The organism is Pseudidiomarina marina, from assembly GCF_003987045.1.
GTDB lineage: Bacteria > Pseudomonadota > Gammaproteobacteria > Enterobacterales > Alteromonadaceae > Pseudidiomarina > Pseudidiomarina marina.
The window spans coordinates 1-17,566 of sequence record NZ_PIPZ01000003.1 but is presented as its reverse complement, the minus strand read 5'-3'; the positions used below and the strand labels follow the sequence as shown (position 1 = coordinate 17,566).

The following is a 17,566-nucleotide window of genomic DNA, read 5'->3' as shown; positions in this document are numbered from 1 at the left end:
TCTGGTTTTCCGACTCAATAATGACGGATAGTGGCACGGCCTATTGTATTTGTATCGGTGCCGAACCATAGTGCGCGGCTTTCTGGATCAAACACCATATGGCGAATTGTGCCGCCGCCACTTTGAACTTCAAACGGTTCAGTGAAGGTTTCACTTACCGAATCAAAGCCAACAATTCGGTTAGGTTGAACACCCGTTTCCGCAGCCCATACGTAACCGCGATGATCGACTGCCATAGCATACGGCATCGACTGCGTGCCCGCAGGCATTGGCCATTCCTTAATTTCATCCGTGGCCGGATTCCAGCGTCCTAAATAGCCACCCGCATAATCGACGTACCAGAAATGACCTTGTGCATCGACGCCCAGCCGACGTGGCCGATTGTTGTCACGAGGCAATTGGATTTCTTTCACGTCATTGTCATCGTCCAGTGTCACGAGCTTATTCGTACCAAACAAGGTAGCCCACGGCTTACCTTGAAACACCACAAGACCATAAGGGCGTGCATTCTTGGTTGGCACATCCCACAAGGTAATATTGTTCGTTTTCGCATCCATATGGCCAATTTGATTCGCACCTTGCGCGCTAAACCAAATGTCGCCATTCATATCAAACTCCATGGTATGAACGTCACGGCGGCCTTTTCCAGGTAGCGGATACTGCGTAATTTCAAAGGTTTCCCGATCGATTTTCCCTATATGTGCACCTTTGTTGCCGGCATACCAAGCACCGCGGTCATCCACAATAATATTGTGCGGTCCGGCGCCATCAGGCAAATCAACCCGTTTCATTTCACCGGTTTTTGGGTTCAACACGGCTGCATAATCAGAGCGTTGCCCAACAAACCAAACTTCATCATCACCGGCGACATAAGGGTCGCGCGGTCGCGAGTTTTCCCATGGCACTTGCCATTCGGTAATTTCAAGCGTGGCATTCGCCGGCTCGGCCGGAGCGCCACTGAGCATGAGTGCTAATGTCATTGCCAACATAATAACCTCCACTTCGTTATTCGTTATTCGTTATTCGTTATTCGTTAATGGAGTATAGACTGTCATTGATTTATAGTGTTTTCATGTTTTTCGAAAAACGAATAACCACTAACGAGTAACGGCTCTTTTTATGTTTGAGATCTTTATTGCTGTTTTATTTTTTGCTTTCTCGACCACCATAACACCTGGACCAAACAACGTCATGATTATGTCATCGGGCATGAACTACGGCGTTAAGGCGAGCATGCCGCACTTTTTGGGTATTTGTTTAGGCTTCCCACTGATGGTGCTGCTGGTCGGGTTAGGCTTTGGGGTGATTTTTGATCGTTTCCCGAATTTGCATCAATTGATCAAGGTACTCGGCGTGCTGTATTTGTTGTGGTTAGCATGGCATATCGGTACCGCAGAGCCGCAAGCAATTAAAAGGGGCGAGAAAAAACCGTTCACGTTTTGGCAGGCAGCACTGTTTCAATGGGTGAATGCAAAGGCTTGGGTGATGGCGTCAGGTGCGGTGGCTGCGTTCACGACGGTACAAGGTACGCCATTCCTGGAAGTACTAGCTATTACCTTAGCTTTCTTGCTAATGGCGTTTCCATGCGTTGGTGTGTGGTTAGTCTTTGGTTCGTTACTACGCAAGGTGTTAACGAACCCAATCATGCAGCGTCTGTTCAATATCACCATGGCGATTATTCTGGTGCTATCTATTGTGCCAGTGGTGATGGAGTTATGGCGCTTTTACTTCGCGCCAGCGGTTTAAAAACTGCTAATAGGTTCATCGTCGGCATCGAGGTAGGCAGTAATTGCCGCGATAAACTCTTGGCCGTAGCGTTCTAACTTTTTCTGACCGACACCGGTAATGGCCAACATGGCCGTTTCATCAGTTGGGTAACTCACCGCCATTTCCACTAAGCTGGTGTCGTTGAATACCACAAACGGTGGCACCTCTTCAGCGTCGGCAATGGCTTTGCGTAGCGCACGTAAACGCCGGAACAGCACCTTATCGTAATCACCGCGGTCAGCCACTCGCGGTTTGCTCACCACTAAATTGATGCGCGGTTCGGCAAGCTGTAAGGCGACTTCACCGCGCAGTACCGGCCGCGCTGCATCGGTCAGTTGCAGCACGCCATACTGCTGCACATTTTGAATCACCAGACCACGATGAATGAGCTGACGCACCACGCCTAGCCAGTATTCGTGGCTTTGTTCAGCGCCAATGCCATACGTTGATAGCTTGTCGTGCCCTAATTCAATAAGCCGCTGCGATTTACTACCACGCAACACATCAATCACGTGATTCACGCCAAAGCGCTGGCCAACACGATAAACACAAGACAGCACTTTTTGCGCGTCAACCGTACCATCGTATTGGCGCGGTGGATCGAGACAGATATCGCAGTTTCCACAGGGCTTATCGCGGTATTCATTGAAGTAGTTGAGTAAGACTAAACGCCGACAAGTTTGCGCCTCACTCATTGCCTGCATGGCAGTAAACTTATGCAGCTCAATACGACGACGTTCTTCATCTGGGTGATCGTGAATAATCGATTTTATCCATGCAGCATCGGACGGATCATAGAGCAGCACCGCTTCAGCTGGCAAACCATCACGGCCGGCACGGCCGGTTTCTTGATAATAACCTTCAACACTACGCGGCACGTCGAAATGCACCACAAAGCGCACATTCGGCTTGTTGATACCCATCCCAAACGCCACAGTTGCCACCACCACATCAATATCATCGCGAACAAAGCCACGCAGTACGGTCTCACGTTGGTCATGTTCCATGCCGGCATGATATCCAGCGGCGCGCAGACCTTCTCGCTGGAGCTTTTCGGCAAGCTCTTCAACCTTCTTGCGACTACCACAATAAACGATTCCTGAAGCGCCACGCTGTTTCTTAATGTAGTCGGTGACCTGCTTATAGGGTTTGTATTTTTCTTCAACCACGTAGCGGATATTGGGACGGTCAAACGATCCTTTATACACTACCGGATCGTGTAAATGCAGCCGACTAATAATATCGGCTTCCGTTGCGGCATCAGCGGTTGCGGTTAACGCCATAAACGGCACATTGGGCAACGATTCACGAAGTTGGCCGAGCTGACCATATTCAGGACGGAAATCGTGGCCCCATTGAGAAATACAGTGCGCCTCATCAATCGCAACCAAAGTCACCGGCCATTGTTGCAGTAAACGAATGAAAAAACCTTGCATGGCACGCTCTGGACTCACATAAAGTAACCGTATTTGATTACTATTGAGCTGTTGCATGATCTGGCTGCTTTGCTCTGGCGTGAGTCCATTGTTGAGCGCTGCTGCGGGAACACCCATGGTTTGTAGGGCTTCCACTTGGTCTTGCATAAGACTAATCAGCGGCGAAATCACCACCGTTAAGCCGTCCGAATTTAATCCAGGCAACTGATAACAAAGTGACTTGCCACCACCTGTTGGCATCAACACTAGGGCATCGCGCTGTTGCTGCACGGCTTCGATCACCTGCAGTTGGCCTTCGCGAAACGCGGTATAGCCAAATACATCGGCAAGAAGTTGTGACAGCGCAGATTCAGACAAAATAGCGTCTCCAATTGACGGCAAGCTCGTATTAGCTCTATTGTATGCATCCCGCTTGCGAAGCTCCACCGACGATCATGAAAATCCGTGATATTCTGTCGGCGAGTGCTGGTTTTTCGTACAATTCAACGTGAGATGCTCAAGATGACTGATGATGCCGCCCGCAGCCGCCAAGGTGTATTCTTTGCTATTGCTGCTTACACTATGTGGGGTGTTGCGCCGATTTACTTTAAATGGCTGCAAGAAGTACCGGCTTTGGAGATTCTAAGCCACCGCATTCTCTGGTCCTTCATTCTTGTATTTATCCTGATTATGGTGCTTCGTCGCGGCAATCGCTTAAAGCCTGTGCTGCAAAATAAACAACAAATGGCACGTTTAGCCTTGGCAACCTGTTTACTCGGCGGTAATTGGTTCTTGTTCATTTGGGCGATTAACAACGATCATATACTCGATGCCAGCTTAGGTTATTACATTAACCCACTGTTAAACGTGGCGATTGGTATGGCGTTTTTTGCTGAGCGGATGCGTAAAATGCAGTTGGTTGCCATAGCGCTTGCTGTTATCGGCGTGTTGATTCAGGTTATTTCTTTCGGTTCGGTGCCATGGGTGGCACTAGCGCTCGCATGCAGCTTCGCAATTTATGGCGCTATTCGTAAACGTCTACCGATAGACTCAATTACCGGCCTGTGGCTCGAAACATTAATATTGACGCCTGCGGTACTGATATATTTAGTGTTCTTTGCCAGCTCTAATGCGGCTGATATGACCCAGAATACATGGCAGATTAACACGCTACTTATTGCTGCAGGTGTTGTGACGACGGCGCCATTATTATGTTTCACCGCGGCCGCGCAACGCATTCGCTATTCAACCTTGGGTTTCTTTCAGTACATTGGCCCCAGTATGATGTTCGTTCTGGCCGTGTGGGTGTATGGCGAACCACTCGCTGCAGATAAGCTGGTGACGTTCGCCATTATTTGGGTGGCGTTAGCGCTTTACAGCATTGATACGCTCGTGCATCAACAGCGCTCTAAACGCGCGTAGCCAACAACTAACCATTTGCTGCCCACCTCGTCGAAGTTCACTTGAATACGACTTTGTGGGCCCGTGCCCTCGTAGTTCAGCACCGTACCTTCGCCAAACTTGGTATGACGTACGCGCTGACCGAGACTATATCCGGTTTGCTCAAATGCTTCGTGGCTAGCACCACTGTGAAACCGACCAAGTGCATGGGATTGATGTGTGGTACGCGACTGCAAGCGCACGTGATGAATCATTTCCGGTGGAATCTCACCCACAAAGCGACTCACCGTACTATGCTTTTCTTGGCCGTAAATGCGCCGTGATTCGGCGTAACTAATCACCAGTTTTTGCATGGCGCGCGTCATACCCACGTAGCACAGGCGACGCTCTTCTTCGAGCCGACCACTCTCACCAATCGATTGCTGCGACGGAAATAAACCCTCTTCAACGCCGCTCATAAACACGAGCGGAAACTCGAGACCTTTCGCACTGTGCAACGTCATTAACTGCACGGCATCTTGATGCTCATCAGCTTGTTCTTCGCCCGATTCCAACGCTGCATGCGCCAAGAAGGCATTGAGCGGCGTCATCTCATCTTCAATCACGCTGTCGAGCGTGTTGAAGTTGTCGCAGGCGTTCACGAGCTCTTTTAAGTTCTCAACGCGAGTTTCTGCTTTCTCGCCCTTTTCAGCCTGAAACATCGCCATCAAACCACTTTTTTTGATCGCTGTATCGACTTGACGGCCCAACGGATAATCGCTGGTTTCATCCTCGAGGCCATCAATTAAATCGAGGAAGGCTTGCACCGCATTGCCCGCTCGACCATTCAGAATTTTTTCTTGCACCAATTGCTTCGCCGCTTCCCACATCGGTAATCCGCGCTCTCGCGACCCTTCACGAATAATGCCAAGCGTTCGGTCACCAATACCCCGCGTTGGCGTATTGATCACGCGCTCAAACGCGGCGTCATCATTACGGCTCGCCACTAAGCGCATATAAGCCAGCGCATCTTTGACTTCCATACGGTCAAAGAAGCGTAACCCGCCATAGATACGATAAGGAATTCGGGCATGCAGCAAGGCTTCTTCCAGTACGCGCGATTGCGCGTTACTGCGGTATAAAATGGCGACATCTTGCAACGCATTACCCTGCTCATGCCATTGCTCGATGCGCCCGGCAATATAACGCGCCTCGTCCATTTCGTTGAAGGCAGCGTACAAATCAATTGGCTCACCAGCGCTGCCATCAGTCCATAACTCTTTACCGAGACGCCCTTGGTTATTGGCGATCACCTCGTTAGCAGCCGTCAGAATATTATTGGTGGAGCGATAGTTTTGCTCCAATCGAATAGTTAAAACATTCGGGAAGTCGCGTAAAAATTGCTGAATATTCTCTACGCGAGCGCCGCGCCAGCCGTAAATCGATTGATCATCGTCACCCACGATGGTGACATAGTTCGTGTCATCATGCCCTTGACCGACTCCCGAAAGCAGTTTGATCCAGCCATATTGAATGGCATTGGTATCTTGGAACTCGTCCACCAAAATATGGCGGAAGCGACGCTGATAATGCTCACGGACATGCTTGTTATCACGAATGAGCTCGTGCGCGCGTAGCAACAATTCAGCGAAATCGACCAGCCCTGCGCGGTCACAAGCGACTTGATAGGCCTCATATATCTCTTTTAAGGTGCGCTCATTGAAGTCATACCCATCGAGATGATGAGGCCGCAAACCTTCATCTTTTTTGCCGTTGATAAACCATTGTGCTTGCTTCGGCGGCCAACGTTTTTCATCTAAATTCAAGCTACGCATGACGCGTTTGACCAAGCGCTGTTGATCGTCACTATCGAGAATTTGAAAATTCTGCGGTAACCCGACATCCATATAATGCGCACGAAGTAAGCGATGCGCGAGCCCATGAAAGGTACCAATCCACATCGTGCGCACTGAACTACCTAACAGCTGCTCAATACGCCCACGCATTTCCGCCGCCGCTTTGTTAGTAAAAGTCACCGCCATAATGCTATGTGGTGAAATGCCTTTTTCTTGAATGAGCCAAGCAATACGATGCACCAACACCCGTGTTTTACCACTGCCAGCGCCGGCAAGGACCAACATGTGACGCTCGGCGGCGCCAACGGCTTCACGTTGTTTGTCGTTCAGTTGTGCGAGTAATGGGTGATGTTGCATGAATAATTACCAACAAATAAAAAGGGCAGTGTAGTCACAGAATACTGTATATGCAACCAGTTACTTATGCGATTTAAGTAACTGGTCGGTGAGTTGCTGCAAATTGTTGTACGCCAATGTCGGCAATACTTGTAAGTGATCGTGTTTACCTAAACCACCGGTGAACCAGGCACTCTGCCAACCGACACGATGGGCGCCTAATACATCAGCATTTGGACTATCACCGACGTGTAACCATTGCGACGGTGCCACTTCGGGAAGTTGCTGCTGTGCCGCCAAAAACATATCCGCAAAAGGTTTACCGCGAAGTTCGTCTGACGGCTGAAAGACTCCAGTGAAATAATCACCAAGACCAATGGCATCAACGCTGACATTACCATTGCTTAACGCAAACAAAGGGTAATATTCAGCAAGTTGCGCCAATGCGGCGTGAACATCTGCCGAAATTTCAACCGCATTGCGATGTGCCATGAAGTGTGCAAAAGCGGCGTCGACACCGCCACTAATTTCGTTCTCAGCAATGGCAAACTGACGCAACCCATCAGCCAGAGCGGTACGGCGCAATTGCGTCATATTGCTCGCTAAATCGGGCTGTGCGTGCATAAGCTGTTGACGATGCCGTAACCAATCGGACGCTTGCCATGCTGCTGTTTGCGGGAATTCGCGAGCAAGGAAATCACGGACAGCTTGCTCGGCTCGCTGCATCACTGGCACATTGTTATAAAGGGTATCATCGAGATCAAAGCTGACAGTTTTGACAGGATATAAGCGGCGATAAAACTGCATCAATCAACCTATTCTTTTTTCTTCCGAGCGCGCGGATGAGCGCCATCGTAAACCTTCGCCAAGTGTTGAAAATCGAGATGGGTATACACTTGCGTGGTACTTAAATTCGCATGGCCAAGCAATTCTTGCACAGCGCGCAAATCACCACTTGATTCTAACATATGCGAAGCAAACGAGTGGCGTAGTTTATGCGGATGCAACGTACCTTTTAGCCCTTGCTGTTGTCCCCAATAATTCAAGCGTTGCTGCACAGTGCGCGGATTAATACGCTGGTTCCGCTGTGAAATAAACAGCGCAAGCTCGGTTATATTGCCACCTAACCACTGTGCGCGGAGCGGTAACCAACGCTCTAACGCTTCTGCTGCGCAACGTCCATAAGGGACAATGCGTGTTTTATTACCTTTACCTAAAACTCGAAGTTCTCGGTGCCGTGGCTGAATCGCATCAACATCAAGCGCCACCAGCTCAGCTAAACGCAGTCCACTGCCATATAAAAGCTCCATCATGGCGGCGTCACGAATCGCTAGCGGATCATCTTGCGGCAATTGCAGCAACTGGCTAATGCTGTCTACATCAAGGTTTTTCGGTAAACGCTTGGCTTTGCGCGGTGCTTTAAGCTGTGCAGCGGGATTGTCCGTTAACCAGTTTTCGCGAATGAGATACTGACAAAATGTTCGCCAAGCAGCTAACCTCAGCGCCAGCGATGCATCGCCAAGACCGCGCCGGCGCCAGCTGACAAACAAGCGTTCAAATACTGGAAGGTTAAATTGCTGTGGATTATCGATGCGCTGACTCGCTAATTCCACAATGTCGTCGGCGAGAATCCGACCATAACTATTGAGCGTGTGATCGGCGAGCCCGCGCTCGCCGGCTAGGTGATCTAAAAAACGTTGGCGTAATTCAGACAGCGTCATGATGGTTGGCTTGATGCTGCAATAAAGGCGGCAGCAACTTACTCAACAACGCTTGCAATTGACGCACGAGCAAAGTATCCATTGCGGGCTCAAAATGTCCGGCATCGTGGTTACCAATCGCCAACATCCCTAATTCGCCCTTATTGCCGAGAAGCAATAACGCAACCGAGGCAATGGGTTCATCTGGGAACAGCAGCTTTTTCTCATCTGCTGTCAAACGCCCTAAGTACACCTGAGAATTCTGGAAACGTTTGCTCAGTAGCATTTTGTGCGTATCGGCAGCAAAGGTGAACTGTTCATCAAGCTCAATGGGGCTATCGAAAAACTTCAAACGCAAGGCTGGCATATTGAGGCGTTCAGAGAAAGTTTGCTGCAATGCATCCATAATGCTTGGTAAGTCGTCGCACTCCAGCAGCGTGACATAGAGCTCACTGTAGGTTTGAAATAACTCTTCATTGCGGCGTGCCGTCACCATTAAATCCGTGATTTCTTCTTCCAAATGCATAATGCGCTGGCGCAATACCTGTTGTTGGCGTTCCACCAACGATACGGCACCGCGCTCCTGATGACGCAAGCTTAGTTGCTGTAACAACTGTGGATGTCGCTCAAAAAAATCAGGGTTCTCTTCTAGGTATTGAGCAATGAGCGTGTCGTCAACAACTGGGGTACCTAATTTTTTTACTTCTGTCGTCATAGTTTTATATATCCATCATAAACATGCTCAGCAGAACCGGTCATGCGCACCGGTTGGCCTGGTTGCCAACGAATCGTCAAATAACCGCCGGGTAATTCCACAATCACTTGATCGGCAAGCTTGTCTTGGCGCATACCAATCACTGCGGCTGCACACGCACCGCTCCCACAAGCTTGCGTTTCTCCAACGCCGCGTTCGTACACACGAAGTTTAATTCGGTTGCGATCAACCACCTGCATAAAACCAACATTCACGCCTTCAGGGAAACGTTCATGCGTTGCTAATGCTTTACCCATCGAATCAACCGGAGCCGTATCAACATTATCCACTTCAATCACACAATGCGGATTTCCAATGCCCATAACGCCAGCCAAAATGGTTTGATCTTGTTCGCGCAAAATATACGTTAGCTCTTCTTTGTTCGCTTTAAACGGTACTTCGGCTGGGGTAAATGTCGGCCGCCCCATCTCAACAGTAATACGCCCGTCACGCTCATGATGCAAAACCATTTTGCCCGCTTTGGTGCTCACACGCAGATGATTTTTATTGCTTAGGCCTTTAAGTTTCACAAACAGCGCGAAACAACGCGCACCATTTCCACATTGGGATACTTCCGAGCCATCGGCGTTGAAAATACGATAATGAAAATCCAGATCGGGGTCATAGGGTGGTTCAACCAACAACAGCTGATCAAAGCCAACACCACGATGACGATCGGCCCAATGCCGAATTTGTTCTGGGTTGACATAAATATTCTGAGTGACGCCATCTATCACCATGAAGTCATTGCCGAGCCCATGCATTTTTGCAAAATTCATTCTGGCATCTCCATGATTTGCTCACCTTTCCATAAATCACTCAGCTTTTCGCGCGCTCGAATCACTTGCGCCTTGTTGCCAGCAACCATGACTTCTGCGGCACGTGGGCGCGTATTGTAATTCGAGCTCATAGTAAAACCATAGGCGCCAGCATTCATAACCGCCAACAAATCGCCCTCGTTTGCGGTTATGTGACGCGCATGACCAAGAAAGTCGCCGGTTTCACATACCGGTCCCACCACATCCACAATAGACGTACCAGCTTCATGCTGGGTGACCGGGATAATGTCATGGTACGCTTGATACAGTGCCGGACGCATAAGGTCGTTCATACCCGCATCAACCAATAAAAAGTCTTTCTCAACGCCCGGTTTATGATATTCAACCTGCGTGACTAACACGCCAGCATTGCCGACAATGGCTCGGCCCGGCTCGAGCATTAAAGTGAGGTCACCGACTTGCTCAGCACGCTTTTGCAGCTCAAGTAAGTAAGCACTCACATCAAGCTTATTCTCGTGCTGGTAAGGAATGCCCATACCACCCCCCATATCGAGGTGGGAGATTGCGATGCCCTCGTTACGCAACGTTACAATCAATTCGAGCATTAAATCTGCGGCATCTAAAAATGGCGCTGGCGTGAGAATCTGTGAGCCAATATGGCAATCTAACCCTTGCATGGCAATATTCGAAAGCCCCTGAGCTCGGCGCGCAACATCCGGCGCTTGCGCCATAGCAATCCCAAATTTATTGCTTTTCAGGCCCGTTGAGATGTACGGATGAGTCTGGGCATCCACATCGGGGTTCACGCGTAACGACACTGGAGCAACAACCCCGTGCGCTTTGGCAACGTCATTCAGCCGCTCTAATTCAGCAGCCGATTCAACATTGAAACAATAGATGCCTTGCTCTAACGCATAAGCCATTTCGTTGCGGCTTTTGGCAACGCCTGAAAAAACGACATCACTTGCTTTACCGCCAGCCGCAATAACGCGGGCTAGTTCACCACCAGAAACGATATCAAAACCAGCACCAAGCTTTGCCAGCACATTCAATACGGCCAAATTACTATTGGCTTTTACGGCGTAACAAAGCTTGTGCGGCGCCGGCCAATGCGCGGCGAATTGCCGCCAATTTTCTACCATACGCTGATGCGAATAGACATATAACGGCGTACCGTGCTCAGCGGCAAGTTCACTCACGCGGCATTGTTCGGCAAAAAGCTCGCCATCACGATAATTAAAACTCATGCCTACTCACCATTTTCTGCAGGGTTGGACGGTTGGTTTTGTTCAGCTGGTGGCGGCATTTCTAACGGCCCTTTTTGCCCACAAGCGGCGATAAAACCGAGTGTTCCTGCTACAATGATCAGACGCATTACTTTCAAGTTAAACATCGGTAAACTGTACCTAATAATTACGGTTAAATTTGTTGATGCGTCTATCATCGCATTGAGACGCACAAATGTCATTATCAGGAGTTGACATGCAAGAGCACGAATACCATGAATTAGCCGAAGCAACTATTTTAGCTATTGAAGAAGCAGTAGAAGCCTGCGGCGTTGATATTGATTGTGAGTCAGGCGGCGACATCCTTGAATTAACATTCCCGAATGGCACCAAAATGGTCATCAACAAGCAGCCTCCTCTGCATCAACTCTGGGTAGCAACCAAGTTTAATGGTCATCACTTTGAGTATCGCGACGGGCAATGGATTGATAACCGCACCGGTAGCGAATTATGGGCGCTACTTAGCGAAGCGGCAAGTCGCCAAGCTGACACGACCTTGTTGCTAACACCACCTTCAAACTAAGTTTAGAGCTGAATTATGAGTAAAACTTTACGCATCGCCACACGCAAGAGCCTGCTCGCCATGTGGCAAGCGGAACACATTAAAGCGCGCCTCGAGCAGTTACATCCCGATTTGACGGTAGAACTGCTGCCGATGAGCACGCGAGGTGACGTGATTCTTGATACGCCATTAGCAAAAATTGGTGGGAAGGGGCTGTTCGTTAAAGAACTTGAGGTTGCCATGCTTGAAGGCCAAGCTGATTTAGCTGTGCATTCGATGAAAGACTTGCCCGTTGAGTTCCCTGAAGGCCTTGAGTTGTTTGGTATTTGCGAGCGTGAAGATCCGCGCGATGCCTTTGTTTCAAATAATTATGCGCAACTTGACGATTTACCCGAGGGCGCCATTGTAGGCACCTGTAGTTTGCGCCGTAAGTGCCAAATCTTGGCAAACTTCCCTCATCTTGTGGTTCACGATTTGCGCGGCAACGTGCAAACGCGCTTACGGAAACTCGATGAAGGGCAGTTCGACGCTATTATTCTGGCGGCATCTGGGTTGATACGCTTAGAGCTGACTGACCGCATTAAACAGCGCATTCCTGCTGAGCTAAGTTTGCCTGCCAATGGTCAAGGTGTGCTTGGTATAGAGTGTCGTAGTGATGACGACGCCACAAAAGCGTTATTGGCACCGCTTACCTGCGCCGATACACGCAGCTGCGTATTAGCTGAACGCGCGATGAATCGCCGATTGCAAGGTGGTTGCCAAGTACCCATTGGGGCATACGCTGAGTTGCACGGTGAACTCCTCCATTTGCGTGGCTTGGTGGGGCGCCCTGACGGCAGTGAAATTATTGAAGGTGAAATAAAAGGCCATCGCGATCATGCCGAGGCGCTCGGTACTGAATTGGCCGAGTATTTATTAGCGCGCGGCGCCGGTAAAATTTTGAACGATGTGTATGCGGAGAATGAGTTGCAATCATGAGCCATCATTTGCTGCTGTTACGACCAGATGACCAAGCGCGCGAGTTAGCTCAGTTATTACAGCAGCGAGCGAGCGGGGCTGGCATAGCGTTAACCTGTAGCAGCAAAAGTATGGTGAAAATTAGTAGCTTTGACGATCCCAACTACAGTTTGCGCGACATTTTGCGGCAACCGTGGGATGCCGGCATGATGGTCAGCGTGAATGCTGCGCGCTATTTTGCCCAGCAAGCGCAGGCGTGGGCGCCAGAGTGTGCGATGCCCTCAGCACGCTGGTATGCCGTGGGGCCAACCAGTGCTGCGGCAATTGCAAAAGTGGTTGGTCGCCCAGTGAATTGTCCGTGGCGACAGCACAACAGCGATGCCTTGCTGAAACTGCCTGAGTTACAACGGGTAAAAGGTCAGCGCTGGTTACTCGTGCGCGGCCATGGCGGTCGTGAGCTCGTTGCAGACACGCTGCGAGCACGCGGCGCCGAAGTGACGTATCTGGAAGTGTATCAACGTACACCGGTATCTCTTGATGCGACTGAATTTGAACAATGGCAGCAGCGGATTAACGGTATCGTCGTTACCAGCGCCGAGCAGTTAGGTTATTTTCTTGCGGCGTTGCCAAAGCAAGCGTTAAGCTGGTTAGAACAGTGTTATTGGATTGTCGCGAGCGATCGATTAAAGCAATTGATGCCATCAGCAGTGCATGGCAAGGTTGCCGTTGCGCATAGTGCAACGCCGTTCGCAATTGCCGATGCCTGGCAACAATTATTGGAACAGCAGTAAGCATATAAGGAACCTCCATGAGTGAGTCGAAAAAGCAAAAGTCTGCAACGAATGAGCAAGCCAAGACGCCTGCAGAAAAGCAGTCTGCAACCGAAACTGCGCCACAGAAAACGGAAGCGCCAACGGTGAAAGCAACTTCGGCAGCAACTGAAGACACTGCCAAGAAAGGTTCCGAAAATGCGGCAGTGGACAAGACAAAACCAGCGCCGAAACCTATACCGAAGGATGCTACCAAGAATCCTAAGCGAAATTCAGCATTAATCGCTTGGCTAATCGTGGTGCTTCTTGCTGCCGTCATTATTGTTGCAATATGGTTTGGATACACACGCATTTGGCCTTTGCATCAGCAACAGATTGCTTCAATGGCTCAACAACAAGATACCTCAGCCGCAACCATTGAGGAGCTGCAAGGGCGTTTAGATAACTTGGAGCAAGCAGTAAACGCAACGGTTCGTTTGTCGATTGAAGATTTAGAACAACGCGTGGATTCACAGATAGGTCGCCAGCAACAAATCATTGATGACTATCAATTGGCAGTGCAGTCGGTGCAAGCTGAACTGGCTAATCTAGACATCTCGCAGGAATCTAACTGGCGAATTTATGAAGCTCGCAACTTAGCTGAGCGCGCCGCCACCAAGCTTTGGATTGAAAATGACTCAGCTGCTGCATTGGCGTTCTTGCAATTAGCTCAGTCACATATTGTTGCGCTAGATAACCCAGCGCATTTGCAAGCACGCCAGGCCCTTGCAAATGATATTGCGCAACTAGAGCAACTTCCTGAAAGCCAAATTGAAACGGTCAGTTTAAAACTTGGTACGCTGCGTGATCAGGTCGCTCGTACTCAATGGTATCAACAACTAGGTATGTCAGATGAGAATACTGACGCGCCAACCGAAGACACTTGGTTGAGCAATCTAAAGCGTAGTTTTAACACGCTATTGCAACAGTTTGTACGCATCCAACGTCGCGACACGCCGGTTGAACCGATGATTGCAGATGCTTATTTCGATGTCTTACAACAGCGATTATTACTGCAGCTCCAACTGGGTCAACAAGCCGCGATGAACGGCTCACAAGCGGTCTATGAGGCCAGCCTAAATGAAGCGGTAACCTTACTAAATGACGTGCAGGGGCAGGTCAATGAAGCTGACTTAAATCGGTTTATTGACGAGCTTAAGGCGTTACAAGTGATTCAGTTACAACCTGAATATCCGACCGAGTTGAGCGCTACGACTCAACTTGAGCGCCTAGCGAATCAAATCTCACAAACCAACCAAGGAGGCTAACTCGATGAAAACTGCCTTGGTTGTCATTGTTTTATTCATTGCTGGATTACTGCTTGGTCCGTTATGGTCTGGCAATACTGGTTACGTGTTGATTTCTGTGGGTACATACACGGTTGAAACGAGTGTGGTCGCCGCGCTAATTCTATTGGTGATTGCAGTCATTATTATACGCGCAGTGTTGGCATTTATTGGGCGTTTGATTCGCGGCACAAAATGGGGTGTACGTTGGTTTGGTAATCGTCGTCAACAAAAAGCCGAAGCGGCATTTCATGATGCGTTGGTCAGCCTGAATCATGGTGATTATGCCGGTAGCTCGCGGGCGGCGAATCGTGCTTGGCAACTACGTAAAGAACCCAATGATGCATTGTTAGCCGCCTATTCTGCGCAGCAAATTGGCGATGTGAAGCAAGCTCGCGAATGGCTAACTCACACCGACCAAAAGGCCGAACTAGCCGTGGCCGAAATGATTTTTGCGCTACGCGAGACCCCCGAGAGCATCGATTCTCGGTTGACGCAGTTACGCGCGCTGTTGAAAGATTACCCGCGTCATCCCGAACTACTGCGCCAAGCCATCATCGGTTTCCGCCATCAACATCGCTATCGTGATATTGCGGGCGTTCTTAACGCCGCTGAACAACAACAATTATTTAGCGATACCGAATTTGAGGTGCTAGTCGAAGAAACCTACTTCCATTTAATGCTGGAAGCGGGGCGTAACAGTGCCAATGCGCTGCAAGATTATTGGCAAGCTCTAACACGCGATCAGCGTCGTAATAAAGCGATTCGCCGTGCCTATTTACATGCCTTGAAAACATTTGGCGCAACAGCGGCAGCAGATAAAGTAGCGGCGCGGGCGTTAAAACGTGGTGAGTTAGATATCGCCTATTTGCTCGACAAACAGTTACTGGTTGCTGGTCCGGAACTTCGCGATATTGTTCAGGATGGTCTGAAGAAGAAGCCGGATGATCCGTTCTTATTACAAGCTTTCGGTCAAATGGCGTTGCAAACAAAGGATTATGCTCTTGCACAACGTGCACTACGTCGAGCTGCCGATATAGCACCGTCACAACGTGTGCTTTTTGACCTTGCACAAACCTACGATGCGCTTGGCGACACCGCCAATGCTTTGAAGTGTTACCGAGAAGGCTTGCGGATTTAACCGCAAGCCTCTTGGCTAATCACGCTTACTGACGAATACCTTCAATTGATAAGAAAATTTCGACCGTTTCTGCTGCTGGACCTAAATCGTAGTCCATACCAAACTCCGCAGGCGTTAAGGTAACAGCGCCTTCAAATCCACGGCGGAAGCCACCCCAAGGATCTTCACCCGCACCAATCTCTTTCACATCAATCGCGATTTCCTTGGTTGTGCCATGCAAAGTGAAGTTACCTTTTAGTACGCCGGTACCATCGCCATTCGGTGCATAGCTCGTTGAAACAAACTTCGCTTCTGGATACTCGCTGACATTGAAGAAGTCACCGCTACGTAAGTGCTTGTCGCGCTCAGCATGGTTACTGTCTAAGCTCGCAACATCAATAGTCACTTCAACTTTCGCTGCGCTTGGGTTGGCTTCGTCGTAGCTAAATGTACCTTCAAAATCGTTAAAGCGGCCAAGCAACCAGCTATAACCTAAATGGCTAATTTTGAACTGCACGAATGCGTGCGCATCCTTAGTATCAATCACATAGTCAGCAGCGTGTGCTTGGGCGGCGCCGAATAATGATGCTGAAATTACTGTCGCAAGTGCTAATTTTTTCATGATAAATCTCCTCAAATGAAACGTTATTCGTTGTTGGTTAGTCGTTATTCGATTGGTTACGTTTGGCGACTAACATACGGGTCAAAGTTGAATCTTTATTTACAAAGTGATGCTTGAATGCGGCAAGCGCATGGCCTGCGGCAAGAATGACCAAGGCTAAGGCGGTATACCAGTGTACTGCGCCGGCAATATCCTCTTGCTGCGGAATACTGGTGATTAGCGCCGGTATTTCAAACCAGTCAAACACCGAGATCCCTCGGCCATCAGCAGTCGAGATCAAATAGCCACTGATCATCGTCACCAATAGCAGGGCATAAATCAGTCCGTGCCCAACCCGTGCGCCAATTTGTTCAAAGCGCGTACCCAATGGTTTCGGCGTTGCGTTAACGAACTTCCAAAGCAACCGGATGACGGTGAGCACCAACAAGGTGATACCAAACGACTTGTGCCACCACGGACCCAGTCGATACCAGCTGTCGTAATAGCCAAGCGTCAACATCCAGTAGCCCAGCGCAAATAGTCCAATAACCATCAATGCACTTAGCCAATGAATGACGATGGCGATCCATCCATAGGAATTTATGGTGTTTTTCAGCATAAATAGGCCCTGTAATTGTTTACATAAGCATTGTAGCTGAGTTTAGAAAAGACGATATGGGATAATTTAGAGGAATATATTCTATTTTTTCGAATAAAAGACTAAGGCGATATTAGCTATTGGATATTAGATATTAGAAGAGAGAAGGCGTTGTTCGTTGTTCGTTGTTCGTTATTCGTTATTCGTGGGTGGGGTTGGCTTTTTCGAATAACCAATAACGAATAACCAATAACGCTTTTGGCTTTCCCCAAAACGAAAAAACCCCGAGCGTTAGCTCGGGGTCTCGTCGTATTTGAAGCCTGGCGGTGTCCTACTCTCACATGGGGAAGCCCCACACTACCATCGGCGCTGAAGCGTTTCACTACTGAGTTCGGAATGGATCAGGTGGTTCCACTTCGC

The 17,566-nt window shown here is 49.2% G+C and carries 18 protein-coding genes and 1 rRNA gene; 7 read left to right on the top strand and 12 right to left on the bottom strand.

What is annotated here, in order from left to right; translation table 11 throughout:
• Positions 1-14: 14 nt before the first annotated feature.
• Positions 15-989 carry a Vgb family protein gene (locus tag CWI76_RS08650; RefSeq protein ID WP_126759951.1) on the bottom strand — a complete coding sequence of 325 codons (975 nt, stop codon included), beginning with the start codon at positions 987-989 and terminating at the stop codon, positions 15-17.
• Positions 990-1,119: 130 nt separating this feature from the next.
• On the opposite strand from CWI76_RS08650, the gene CWI76_RS08645 reads away from it, so the two are divergent.
• Positions 1,120-1,746, top strand: a complete 627-nt coding sequence (locus tag CWI76_RS08645; RefSeq protein WP_126759950.1) for a LysE family translocator — start codon at positions 1,120-1,122, stop codon at positions 1,744-1,746.
• Here the strand turns inward: CWI76_RS08645 and recQ are convergent.
• Positions 1,743-3,560 (bottom strand): DNA helicase RecQ, encoded by a 1,818-nt coding sequence (recQ, locus tag CWI76_RS08640; RefSeq protein ID WP_241967996.1) that lies wholly within the window; start codon positions 3,558-3,560, stop codon positions 1,743-1,745. The two genes, CWI76_RS08645 and recQ, sit on opposite strands and share 4 nt — an antisense overlap.
• A 144-nt stretch (positions 3,561-3,704) precedes the next feature.
• On the opposite strand from recQ, the gene rarD reads away from it, so the two are divergent.
• A complete protein-coding gene (gene rarD, locus CWI76_RS08635) occupies positions 3,705-4,604 on the top strand; it encodes an EamA family transporter RarD (protein WP_126759949.1) in 900 nt (299 codons plus the stop codon).
• Here rarD and uvrD read toward each other — a convergent pair.
• The 7 genes from uvrD to lptM are packed head-to-tail and all read right to left on the bottom strand — an operon-like array spanning position 4,580 to position 11,380.
• Complete coding sequence (uvrD, locus tag CWI76_RS08630; RefSeq protein ID WP_126759948.1) at positions 4,580-6,775, bottom strand: DNA helicase II; 2,196 nt, start codon at positions 6,773-6,775, stop codon at positions 4,580-4,582. The two genes, rarD and uvrD, sit on opposite strands and share 25 nt — an antisense overlap.
• A 60-nt stretch (positions 6,776-6,835) precedes the next feature.
• Positions 6,836-7,561, bottom strand: a complete 726-nt coding sequence (locus CWI76_RS08625; protein WP_126759947.1) for an HAD-IA family hydrolase — start codon at positions 7,559-7,561, stop codon at positions 6,836-6,838.
• A gap of 8 nt (positions 7,562-7,569) precedes the next feature.
• Complete coding sequence (locus CWI76_RS08620) at positions 7,570-8,475, bottom strand: tyrosine recombinase XerC (RefSeq protein WP_126759946.1); 906 nt, start codon at positions 8,473-8,475, stop codon at positions 7,570-7,572.
• Entirely contained in the window at positions 8,462-9,169 is a 708-nt protein-coding gene (locus CWI76_RS08615; RefSeq protein ID WP_126759945.1) for a DUF484 family protein, read from the bottom strand. The genes CWI76_RS08620 and CWI76_RS08615 overlap by 14 nt, the downstream gene beginning before the upstream one ends.
• Complete coding sequence (dapF, locus tag CWI76_RS08610) at positions 9,166-9,987, bottom strand: diaminopimelate epimerase (RefSeq protein ID WP_126759944.1); 822 nt, start codon at positions 9,985-9,987, stop codon at positions 9,166-9,168. Before dapF ends, CWI76_RS08615 begins: the two co-directional genes overlap by 4 nt.
• Positions 9,984-11,234 carry a diaminopimelate decarboxylase gene (gene lysA, locus CWI76_RS08605; RefSeq protein WP_126759943.1) on the bottom strand — a complete coding sequence of 417 codons (1,251 nt, stop codon included), beginning with the start codon at positions 11,232-11,234 and terminating at the stop codon, positions 9,984-9,986. Before lysA ends, dapF begins: the two co-directional genes overlap by 4 nt.
• Before the next feature lie 2 nt (positions 11,235-11,236).
• Entirely contained in the window at positions 11,237-11,380 is a 144-nt protein-coding gene (gene lptM / locus CWI76_RS08600) for an LPS translocon maturation chaperone LptM (protein ID WP_157980822.1), read from the bottom strand.
• 89 nt (positions 11,381-11,469) lie between these two features.
• Between lptM and cyaY the strand changes: the two genes are divergently transcribed.
• From cyaY to CWI76_RS08575, 5 genes are read left to right on the top strand one after another with little or no spacing between them, the layout of a single operon-like run.
• On the top strand, positions 11,470-11,796 hold the full coding sequence (cyaY, locus tag CWI76_RS08595) for an iron donor protein CyaY (RefSeq protein WP_126759941.1): 327 nt from the start codon (positions 11,470-11,472) through the stop codon (positions 11,794-11,796).
• Positions 11,797-11,811: 15 nt separating this feature from the next.
• Positions 11,812-12,753: a hydroxymethylbilane synthase gene (gene hemC, locus CWI76_RS08590; RefSeq protein WP_126759940.1), complete on the top strand. Its 942-nt coding sequence runs from the start codon at positions 11,812-11,814 to the stop codon at positions 12,751-12,753.
• Positions 12,750-13,523: a uroporphyrinogen-III synthase gene (locus tag CWI76_RS08585; protein ID WP_126759939.1), complete on the top strand. Its 774-nt coding sequence runs from the start codon at positions 12,750-12,752 to the stop codon at positions 13,521-13,523. The genes hemC and CWI76_RS08585 overlap by 4 nt, the downstream gene beginning before the upstream one ends.
• A gap of 17 nt (positions 13,524-13,540) precedes the next feature.
• On the top strand, positions 13,541-14,809 hold the full coding sequence (locus CWI76_RS08580; protein ID WP_126759938.1) for a uroporphyrinogen-III C-methyltransferase: 1,269 nt from the start codon (positions 13,541-13,543) through the stop codon (positions 14,807-14,809).
• A gap of 4 nt (positions 14,810-14,813) precedes the next feature.
• Positions 14,814-15,968, top strand: a complete 1,155-nt coding sequence (locus tag CWI76_RS08575; protein WP_126759937.1) for a heme biosynthesis HemY N-terminal domain-containing protein — start codon at positions 14,814-14,816, stop codon at positions 15,966-15,968.
• 25 nt (positions 15,969-15,993) lie between these two features.
• Here CWI76_RS08575 and CWI76_RS08570 read toward each other — a convergent pair whose 3' ends face one another.
• From CWI76_RS08570 to rrf, 3 genes are all read right to left on the bottom strand, one after another.
• Positions 15,994-16,569 carry a YceI family protein gene (locus CWI76_RS08570; RefSeq protein WP_126759936.1) on the bottom strand — a complete coding sequence of 192 codons (576 nt, stop codon included), beginning with the start codon at positions 16,567-16,569 and terminating at the stop codon, positions 15,994-15,996.
• 37 nt (positions 16,570-16,606) lie between these two features.
• Positions 16,607-17,167, bottom strand: a complete 561-nt coding sequence (locus CWI76_RS08565) for a cytochrome b (protein WP_126759935.1) — start codon at positions 17,165-17,167, stop codon at positions 16,607-16,609.
• 297 nt (positions 17,168-17,464) lie between these two features.
• Positions 17,465-17,566, bottom strand: a 5S ribosomal RNA gene (gene rrf, locus CWI76_RS08560); the annotation flags it as partial.